Origin of the sequence: Shewanella sp. MMG014, from assembly GCF_018100775.1 — a bacterium.
Lineage (GTDB): Bacteria > Pseudomonadota > Gammaproteobacteria > Enterobacterales > Shewanellaceae > Shewanella > Shewanella japonica.
In genome coordinates this window covers 1-9083 of the sequence record NZ_JAGJDZ010000022.1, presented here as the reverse complement: position 1 = coordinate 9083, position 9083 = coordinate 1, and the positions used below count along the sequence as shown (strand labels likewise).

General features: G+C 39.8%; 11 protein-coding genes. 5 read left to right on the top strand and 6 right to left on the bottom strand.

Annotated features, from left to right (window positions below; all coding sequences use genetic code 11):
- Positions 1-183: 183 nt before the first annotated feature.
- The 5 genes from ccmE to ccmA are packed head-to-tail and all read right to left on the bottom strand — an operon-like array spanning position 184 to position 2972.
- Positions 184-681, bottom strand: coding sequence for a cytochrome c maturation protein CcmE (gene ccmE / locus J8L86_RS20870; RefSeq protein WP_055026518.1), 498 nt, complete (start codon positions 679-681; stop codon positions 184-186).
- Positions 681-878, bottom strand: coding sequence for a heme exporter protein CcmD (gene ccmD / locus J8L86_RS20865; RefSeq protein ID WP_055026527.1), 198 nt, complete (start codon positions 876-878; stop codon positions 681-683). The genes ccmE and ccmD overlap by 1 nt, the downstream gene beginning before the upstream one ends.
- Complete coding sequence (locus J8L86_RS20860; RefSeq protein ID WP_055026519.1) at positions 878-1624, bottom strand: heme ABC transporter permease; 747 nt, start codon at positions 1622-1624, stop codon at positions 878-880. The genes ccmD and J8L86_RS20860 overlap by 1 nt, the downstream gene beginning before the upstream one ends.
- A 1-nt stretch (position 1625) precedes the next feature.
- Complete coding sequence (ccmB, locus tag J8L86_RS20855) at positions 1626-2312, bottom strand: heme exporter protein CcmB (RefSeq protein WP_055026520.1); 687 nt, start codon at positions 2310-2312, stop codon at positions 1626-1628.
- Between the two features lie 9 nt (positions 2313-2321).
- Entirely contained in the window at positions 2322-2972 is a 651-nt protein-coding gene (gene ccmA / locus J8L86_RS20850; RefSeq protein WP_055026521.1) for a cytochrome c biogenesis heme-transporting ATPase CcmA, read from the bottom strand.
- 322 nt (positions 2973-3294) lie between these two features.
- On the opposite strand from ccmA, the gene J8L86_RS20845 reads away from it, so the two are divergent.
- Positions 3295-3588 carry a c-type cytochrome gene (locus tag J8L86_RS20845; RefSeq protein WP_055026522.1) on the top strand — a complete coding sequence of 98 codons (294 nt, stop codon included), beginning with the start codon at positions 3295-3297 and terminating at the stop codon, positions 3586-3588.
- 82 nt (positions 3589-3670) lie between these two features.
- Here J8L86_RS20845 and ccmI read toward each other — a convergent pair whose 3' ends face one another.
- A complete protein-coding gene (gene ccmI, locus J8L86_RS20840) occupies positions 3671-4930 on the bottom strand; it encodes a c-type cytochrome biogenesis protein CcmI (RefSeq protein ID WP_065108932.1) in 1260 nt (419 codons plus the stop codon).
- Positions 4931-5359: 429 nt separating this feature from the next.
- Between ccmI and J8L86_RS20835 the strand changes: the two genes are divergently transcribed.
- Genes J8L86_RS20835 through J8L86_RS20820 form a run of 4 tightly spaced genes read left to right on the top strand, consistent with a single transcriptional unit; the run spans position 5360 to position 8948 of the window.
- On the top strand, positions 5360-7336 hold the full coding sequence (locus J8L86_RS20835) for a heme lyase CcmF/NrfE family subunit (protein WP_080917152.1): 1977 nt from the start codon (positions 5360-5362) through the stop codon (positions 7334-7336).
- Between the two features lie 15 nt (positions 7337-7351).
- Positions 7352-7903 (top strand): DsbE family thiol:disulfide interchange protein, encoded by a 552-nt coding sequence (locus tag J8L86_RS20830; RefSeq protein WP_055026524.1) that lies wholly within the window; start codon positions 7352-7354, stop codon positions 7901-7903.
- A gap of 2 nt (positions 7904-7905) precedes the next feature.
- Positions 7906-8397 (top strand): heme lyase NrfEFG subunit NrfF, encoded by a 492-nt coding sequence (gene nrfF / locus J8L86_RS20825; RefSeq protein ID WP_211031435.1) that lies wholly within the window; start codon positions 7906-7908, stop codon positions 8395-8397.
- Positions 8394-8948 carry a TlpA disulfide reductase family protein gene (locus tag J8L86_RS20820; protein WP_055026526.1) on the top strand — a complete coding sequence of 185 codons (555 nt, stop codon included), beginning with the start codon at positions 8394-8396 and terminating at the stop codon, positions 8946-8948. The genes nrfF and J8L86_RS20820 overlap by 4 nt, the downstream gene beginning before the upstream one ends.
- Positions 8949-9083: the final 135 nt, after the last annotated feature.

Here is a 9083-nt window from a genome sequence, read left to right as displayed (position 1 = left end):
GCTCACTGGCTCACTGGCTCACTGGCTCACTGGCTCACTGGCTCACTGGTTCAAAGCTTGGATAGTTCTAATAATCAGTCGTCTCAGTTATGAACCTATATGTGCAAGTAAACTAATCGAGTACCAAATTTAAGCCAAAAAAAATGCCAATCATGAGATTGGCATTTTATTATTCAAACGAGATTATTGGTATTTATAACCTTCGGTTTGCTTCTGTTCTGAATAGTCTAGCTTTTCATGGGTCTTACCCATTGCTTCAGCGACTTCAGGCGGCATATAGTTTTCATCATGCTTAGCGAGCACTTCTGTAGCTTCAATAGTGTCTTCGCTAATCAACACACCTTGTGCAACGATACCTTGTCCTTCACGGAATAAGTCAGGCAATAGGTCATCAAAAGTGACAGTAATTGCACCACCAAAAGCATCATGAATTTCAAACTCTACATGTAAGCTATTTGGGTCACGAACCATGGTTCCTTCTGTTACCATGCCACCAACTCGAATGCGTTGGCCGATTTCGGGTTTCTCACCTGTATCCTTCTTACCATTGACGATTTCATATGGAGTAAAGAATAAGTTCAAGTTTGAGTTAAGTGCATATAATAGCAATGAAGCAATACCTGCAACACCAGCAATCAATGCAACGGCAAGTGTGAGTCTTTTTTTACGTCTTGAGTTCACTATCTACTACTCCTAGTTTCTTTTAGGCGGTCTTCTCTTTCCATCTTTTTAGCGATTTCCAGTAAGACTTTCTTTTTTTGGCGAAGGCTTAAGAATAATAAGATTCCTAAACTGCCGAACGTAACACCGTATGACAGCCATACATAAAAAGCATAGCCGCCCATGTTTAAAAATTCTGAGAAAGATTCGAATTGTATCATTTCGATGCCTCCGCTTTAGCTAATTCTCTTACCCAAGGGCGCATACCATTTCTAGCTAAAATTTCAGCTTTGTAGCGCACTAATGTTATTGCACCAATCATTAGACCGAAACCAAAGATATTGATTAGCAGTGGTGCAAGCATTTCCATCGGCATTGCAGATTTTTCGGTAATTTTAATCGTTGCAGGCTGATGCAAGCTACTCCACCAATCAACCGAGTACTTAATAATTGGAATATTAATGACGCCGACAATTGCTAGAATACCAGCTGCGCGAGCTGCTAGTACTTTATCTTCAAAAGATGCATATAGTGAAATGACACCTAGATATAAGAATAGTAGAACTAATTCTGAAGTTAAGCGCGCATCCCATACCCACCAAGTGCCCCACATAGGTTTACCCCATGATGCACCCGTTAATAATGCGATGAAGGTAATGACTGCACCAATTGGTGCAATTGAAGCAGCAACCCAGTCAGCAGTCTTAATTTGCCATACAATGCCAACGAATGAAGCTGATGCCATAGCCATGTATGCAGCCATTGACATTGAAGCCGCTGGTACATGGATATAGATAATTCGGAAACTTTCACCTTGTTGGTAATCCATTGGCGCAAACAACATGCCCCAAATAGTACCAACACTGATCAGCAATATGGCTGAAAAAGCAAACCAAGGTAATAGTGTTCCTGCTAATTTATATGCACGCTCTGGATCAGCGTAAGAATGAAGCCATTTCCACATATCAGTTTGTACTCACTCGTAATGATGCACCAATAGCAAATGGTGCCATAATTAATGATCCGACCAACATTGCACCAATAATGGCAAGTTGTCCGGTATAAGGTAAATTTAATCCTGCTGCATCTATAGCACTAGTTGCAAAGATTAAAACGGGTATATAAAGCGGTAAAATTAGCAAGCTAAGTAATACACCGCCTTTTCTCAAACCTACGGTTAATGCAACACCGATAGCTCCTAGAAGCGAAAGCACTGGGGTTCCCACTGTTAAGGTGAGTATCAGTGCAGTATAGCTATTGCTTTCTAAATGCAACAATACTGCTAATAGTGGTGCTACTAAAATCAATGGTACACCAGTTAAAATCCAGTGAGCCAATACTTTTGATAATACTAATATAGGCAAAGGCTGTGGACTTAACAGCATTTGCTCTAAACTACCGTCATTAAAATCTGCTTTAAATAATCGTTCTAGTGATAACATCGAAGCCAGTAGCGCTGCAACCCAGATAATGCCAGGTGCAACTCTAGAAAGAACCTGAGGTTCTGGGCCTATCCCTAATGGGAATAAGGTGACAACTAAAACGAAAAATAATAGCGGATTGAAAATATCGCCACGATGCCTGACCGCAATTTTTAAATCCCGTTGCAACAATGTCAGGAATGCTTGAGTGTAACTGATGCCTCTTTTCATTGTTGTACCTTATACGAAACGATAGTCTAATTTGATCTTGCGAAGGACATCATCGGTTATCAGACTCATGTCTTGGTGAGTGGTCATGATTACGCAGCCACCTCTTTGAGTATGTTCGATAAACAATTGTTCCAACTCTTCCACACCTTTTTTATCAATTGCTGTAAATGGTTCATCTAAAATCCAAATACGACAATTAGTGTGCCAAAGGCGTGCTAGTGCAGTCCTTCTGTGTTGGCCTGCTGATAAATGTCCAGCGAGTGCCTCTTCGAAGCCGCCTAGATTAACTTTTGCGAGTAAATCATAACTATCAAAGTCATCATACCCGCTTAACCTTAAATTGAAGTTAAGGTTTTCATCTGCTGTTAACTCACTTTTAACACCTGCTAAATGACCAAGGTAAAGTAAGTCTTCATTAAATTCGTCACGGCATTGGTTAATGTCGGTATCAATGTATTGTATTTCGCCAGCGTAAGGTCGGGACAATCCGGCAATTATACGAAGTAAACTGGTTTTACCTGCACCATTTGGACCTTCGATTTGGACAATGTCACCAGCATTAATTTCAAAACTTAATTGATCAAAGAGAATGCGGTCTTCACGAATACAAGTTAATTCGTTTGCCCTGACTAACGATTTCTGTTGATTGCTGTCTGTCACTTAGCCCTCGTTAATGAGTTGAGGATGAATACACAATGAATATTAACATAAACACAATTAAGGGTTTAGCATTCAAGTCATCTATGTGCTAGGTATTTGAAGTGGTTCCAATAAAATACATCTTATGTGAACTTTTTCATGATTCTCTAATATATTACTGTATATCGGTTTATTGTCTTATTTTGAATGAGAAGGTGAGATTCTTATCACAAAAAGGTGAGTTTTATTGAAGTTTGTAGTAATCTGATGACGATTTAATAAGTCTGCCTGCTTGAAAGGTGGCATTGAGCTTTGAATTTATTTGCATTTAGGAACGATGAACATGAAAAAATTATTAGCAATGACTGCAGTTGCTGCATTGACTTTGTCTTCGAACGTTTTCGCTCAAGATGGCGAAGCTGTTTATAACAAAGCGTGTCAAGTATGTCACAGCATGGGAGTTGCTGGTGCACCAAAAGCACACGATGCCGCTGCTTGGGAGCCTCGTTTAGCTACTGGTATGGATGCATTAGTAGGTACTGTTAAAACAGGTAAAGGCGCTATGCCACCAGGTGGCATGTGTACTGACTGTACAGATGAAGATTACCAAAAAGCAATTGAGTTTATGTCTAAGTAATATTTAGCAGACTCAAAAAAACCGGCCTATAGCCGGTTTTTTTTATGCGTACAAATTAGTACGCATTCAGTAGATTACTAATTTACTGTACAACAGTATCTAAAGTTAGAGTCGCTTCTTTACCGACTTCTACAGAAGCTACAATACCTTTTAAGTCACCAGTTTGAGCTTTAACGCTACCGTGTTTAGACAAGACTGCAATGATTTCGACATTTTCTGCATTGCTTAACTTAACATCACCACCCATAGACGTTGTATCATCTAATGTGACCGTAGTAGGTAGGCTGTTTGCGCTAATTTTGGTTGCTGCAAGTGGTACTTTAGGACCTTGAGTTGAACGAGCAAAGATAAACACCATGTCAGTTGAACTGACTTTATCAGCTAGCTCTGGCGAAATAACAATCTCTACATCGACAGTCTTAGCTGAAGTCCCTTGTGACATTGGATTATGGTTACTGTCATTTGGCATAACGCCTGTTTCAGCAGAAATTCTCATTTTAGCTGATTCAATTGCATTCATTACTGCTGTGCGGTCAATATCGCTACGTCCACTATCTAAGATAGTTTGCCAAGCTGTAATCGCCGCTTGGTAGTCAGCTGTAAAGAATGAATCCATACCGACAAGCAGTAATGTTGATGGATCCTGTGGATCTAACGCCAATGATTCATCTACTAGCGCTTGGATCTGAGGATTCATTTGTTGGCCATTTTTGTAGTACATTGCTGTTGCTTTAGGACCAAGCAACTCTGCAGCTGTACCAACTAATTCCATTACTTTATCAAATGATGCAATAGCATGATCAAACTGATTAGCTGAAATATATGCATGACCTAAACTGAACCAAGCTTGGCTATTTTCAGGATCTGCTTGAACTTGTTGCTCCATCATCTGTACGCGTTGAGCCATGATTTGCTCGTTCGTCATACCTTGGTGCGGGCTTGCTTCAGCTTGTGGTGGATTAGCTATCTCTTTATATGCACCAAGCTGTTGATAGAAATATCCAGAAATAGCTAAAAGACAAATAGTCATCACTGATGGCCATAAGATCCCTTTCGCTTTTATTTTCGTATCAAGCGAATCATCGCCTTCTTGCTTCATATCTTGTAGAAGGCCAATTTCGAGTTCTTTTTTTAGTGCATCGAACTCTGCTTGATCAAGTAAGCCTTCTTCGAGTTCTTTTTCCAGAACGCTTGCACGTTCATTAAATAGCTCTAAGTTTGTTTGCTTACGCACGCCTGATTCTTCAGCAGATAACATTTTTTGCTGACGAAAATGTGGTACCCAAATCAGCATTAAACTGATTACTACGACAAGAGTAATAAATATCCAAAATGTGGTCATTGTTTCAATATTCACTTTTAGGTTGCTGAAAAAACAGGGCGGATTTGCCGCCTTACTTGAGCTAGATTATACGTAAAGATGATTCATTGAACAGTAATATACGATATAACCGAGCCAGAATCGTCATAGTTGGGCACTGGTTCACAGATTATTAAGCAATAAAAAAACTTACGAAACTAAAGTGAACTTTTTCTGTCATATGCTGAACAGTTGATAACTAGGTGTTTTTACTCTCCATTTTTTTGAGAATGAGACAAGTCACCCAGTTTTGCATGAAAGTGGCAGACATAAACAACAGCAACTACTAAAATATACACAAAATTCGTATTAGCTAATGTTAATATCACTGTTTTAAAGCATTATGTTATATATGCGTTGGTTTAACCTTTTATATGGTTAAGGCAACTTTTTTAAAATTGAGGAATACCCATGATCCCAGAACTTGGACACTTCTCGCTCATTATCGGTTTGGCTTTCGCCATTCTTTTAATGACCGTGCCGTTATTTGGTGCAGCCCGTAAGGACCAGTATCTAGTAAGATATGCTTGGCCTATTTGTTACGGTATGTTCTTTTTTATCACTCTTTCGGTCATCAGCTTAGGCTATAGTTTTGCTGTTGATGATTTCTCTGTGGCATACGTTGCACATCACTCCAACTCACAACTTCCTATTTTCTTTAAAATAGCGGCAGTTTGGGGTGGCCATGAAGGTTCATTACTTTTCTGGGTATTTTCACTAACGGTTTGGGCTGCTGCAGTTGCTACCTTTAGTAAAGGCATGGAAGAAGTATTCATCGCTCGGGTGCTTTCAGTACTTGCAATGGTGATTGTTGGTTTCACATTATTTATGATTCTAACATCTAGTCCATTCGAACGTATTTTCCCAATTCCAATGGAAGGTCGCGACTTAAACCCAATGTTGCAAGATGTGGGTCTTATTTTCCATCCTCCAATGCTTTATCTGGGTTATGTTGGTTTTGCTGTTAGCTTTGCTTTTGCTATTGCTGCCTTAATGAGTGGACGTTTAGATTCTGCATGGGCTCGTTGGTCACGTCCTTGGACATTAGCAGCTTGGGTATTCTTAACAGGCGGTATCTCTCTTGGTTCTTGGTGGGCATATTACGAGCTAGGCTGGGGCGGATGGTGGTTCTGGGATCCAGTTGAAAATGCATCATTTATGCCTTGGTTGATTGGTACCGCACTTGTTCATTCACTTATCGTGACTGAAAAACGTGGTGCCTTCCGTAACTGGACAGTATTACTTTCTATCTTTGCTTTCTCGTTAAGCTTACTTGGTACCTTTATCGTACGTTCTGGTGTATTGACCTCAGTACATTCATTCGCAGCAGATCCTAGCCGTGGTATGTTTATCTTACTATTACTCGGATTGGCGATTGGCGGCTCCTTAACCTTATTCGCATTGCGAGCAAGTGAAATGAGTAGCCCAGCTCGATTTGAATTAAAGTCTAAAGAAACCTTTTTATTAGTGTGTAACGTGCTACTGACTGTTGCAGCTGGTACCGTGTTACTTGGAACACTATACCCACTGCTAATTGATGCATTAGGTATGGGTAAGATTTCTGTAGGACCTCCATACTTCAACTCAGTATTCGTGCCTATCGTACTAGTGCTATTTGGCTTTATGGGTATTGGTCCAATCATTCGCTGGAAGAAATCTAAAGCGGGTGAAATTAAGCGTCAGTTACTTATCCCAGCAATCGTTGCTGCAGTGGTAGGCCTTGCAACACCGTTTATCGCAGGTAACGAATTAAACCTTTGGGTTGTATTTGGTATTGGTGCTGCGACATGGGTAGCATTGGCAACCTTCAGAGCAGCTTATAACTTACTGACTGATAAAAACGGCAAATTTACCATTAACAAGATGGGCCGTAGCGAAATGGGTATGATCATTGCTCATTTAGGTATTGCTGTTTCAATTGTGGGTGCCACTATGGTATCTAACTACTCAATTGAGAAAAGTGTTCGTATGGGGCCTGGTATCAGTGAAGAGTTAGCCGGTTACACCTTTAACTACATTGAAACTAAAAATGTGGTTGGTCCAAACTACACTGCGCAACAAGGTCAGATAGAAGTTTATCAAGATGACAAGTTTGTCACATTATTGCGACCAGATCGCCGTCAATATAATGTACGTACAATGGATATGACTGAAGCAGGTATTGATTGGGGCTTATTCCGTGATTTATATGTCACGATGGGCGACCCATTAAGTATGACTCAATTTGCTGTACGTCTTAACTATAAACCATTTGTGCGTTGGATTTGGTTTGGTTCAATCTTTATGATGGTAGGTGGTTTCCTCGCAGCGTCAGATAAACGCTACCGTGTAAAAGAAACCAAAACTGCTAAAGATGATGCAGAACAAGCAAAATTAGCGACTGCTTAATATATCGGAGAAAATATGAAAAAGTTGGTGCTGTTTATACCATTGGTATTGTTTTTGGGGATGGGAGTTTTTCTATATCAAGGGTTATTCTTAAATCCGCAAAAGCTGGATTCAGCACTAGAAGGAAAGCCGGTACCGGCTTTCCAACTTGAACGTCTCGAGACGCCAGGTGAAATACTAACGGAAGCGGATTTAAAAGGTGAAGTGTCATTAATCAATGTATGGGCAACGTGGTGCCCAGCTTGTAAATATGAACACCCATATTTAATGATGCTAGCCCGTCAGGATATTTTACCGATTTATGGTATTAACTATCGTGACGAGCGTGGACCAGCTATCAGAGAATTAAGCCGTGAAGGTGATCCTTATGCGATTAACATTTTTGATAAAGATGGCCGTTTAGGTTTAGACCTTGGCGTATATGGCGCACCAGAAAGTTTTATTGTTGATCATAACGGTATTATCCGTTTCCGCTATGCAGGTCCGATTGATCGCAATGTTTGGAGTGAAACGCTTTACCCAATGATTCAACAATTACAAGCTGAAGCTAAGCAAGACGGAGTATAGGAATGAAAACATTAAAAATACTTGCTGGGTTTGTGGCAAGTTTAGTTTTGGCTTTCAATGTTATGGCAACTCCAGTAGATACTTATGAATTTAAGTCTACGGATAATCAAAAGCGAGCATTAAGCTTAGCGCATGAATTGCGTTGTCCACAGTGTCAGAATCAAAACTTAATTGATTCTAACTCTCCTGTTGCTCAGGACTTAAGACTTGAAGTCTACACAATGGTAGATGAAGGTAAAAGTGATGCTGAAATCGTTGATTTCATGACAAGCCGTTATGGTGACTTTGTACTATATAAGCCAAGATTAGATCCAAAGACCTATATTTTATGGCTTGGGCCATTTGTATTAATGCTGATCGCACTTTATGTTGCATTGGTTGTGGTTCGTAAACAGCGTGGTAAATCAACAGCTGCTCCGGAAATGTCTGAAGCAGAAAGAGAAGAACTCGAGGCGCTGCTAAAAAGAAAACCAAGTGAAGGTGAAAAATCATGAAAGCCGTGATTAAAGCACTTGTGTTAAGTGCATTAGTCGTAACGGGTATTGTTAATGCTTATCCTGGAATGGAAAAGCAACAACAGCATGTTAGTAATTCAACTTTAGATAAAATCAATGTACTTGAGAATCCTTTTCCAATTGCACACATAGGTTTTAGTGATGCAGAAGGTAAAGAAGTCGATTTTGAAGCGCATAAAGGTAAAGTCGTTATCGTCAACATGTGGGCGACGTGGTGCCCACCTTGTGTAAGAGAGCTACCAGCACTAGACCGATTAGAGCAAAGCCTAAGTAAAGATGAATTTGTCCTTATGCCAATCTCTATCGATGCTGAAGGTACAAAACAAGTTAGTCCATTCTTAGAGTCAATTGGTCTAGCGTCGTTTAACTCTTATTACGATCCAAGACAAAACCTACGTGAAGTGTTTCCACTAGACACAATACCAGCGACCTTTATCTTGAATAAAGAAGGAGAGCTTGTCGCTTACGTTAGAACTTATGTTGATTGGGATGATAAAAACGCTATCGCTTTTTTAGAGCAGTTTCAGTAATACATATATAGAAGACAAACTACAAAGCTAAGTATTGCGTTTAAATTAAGCAAAATTACGCAGGATTGATTAAAAAAGATCGCTTTTGATGAAAAACTCATCAAGCGATCTTTTTTTTGCGTTTTTATTACAAAA

What these genes read in the sequence shown, in the direction of transcription:
- J8L86_RS20860 (WP_055026519.1), bottom strand. Translation starts at nt 1,624, where the DNA reads ATGTGGAAATGGCTTCATTCTTACGCTGATCCAGAGCGTGCATATAAA.
- ccmB (WP_055026520.1), bottom strand. Translation starts at nt 2,312, where the DNA reads ATGAAAAGAGGCATCAGTTACACTCAAGCATTCCTGACATTGTTGCAA.
- J8L86_RS20845 (WP_055026522.1), top strand. Translation starts at nt 3,295, where the DNA reads ATGAAAAAATTATTAGCAATGACTGCAGTTGCTGCATTGACTTTGTCT.
- ccmI (WP_065108932.1), bottom strand. Translation starts at nt 4,930, where the DNA reads ATGACCACATTTTGGATATTTATTACTCTTGTCGTAGTAATCAGTTTA.
- J8L86_RS20835 (WP_080917152.1), top strand. Translation starts at nt 5,360, where the DNA reads ATGATCCCAGAACTTGGACACTTCTCGCTCATTATCGGTTTGGCTTTC.
- J8L86_RS20830 (WP_055026524.1), top strand. Translation starts at nt 7,352, where the DNA reads ATGAAAAAGTTGGTGCTGTTTATACCATTGGTATTGTTTTTGGGGATG.
- nrfF (WP_211031435.1), top strand. Translation starts at nt 7,906, where the DNA reads ATGAAAACATTAAAAATACTTGCTGGGTTTGTGGCAAGTTTAGTTTTG.
- J8L86_RS20820 (WP_055026526.1), top strand. Translation starts at nt 8,394, where the DNA reads ATGAAAGCCGTGATTAAAGCACTTGTGTTAAGTGCATTAGTCGTAACG.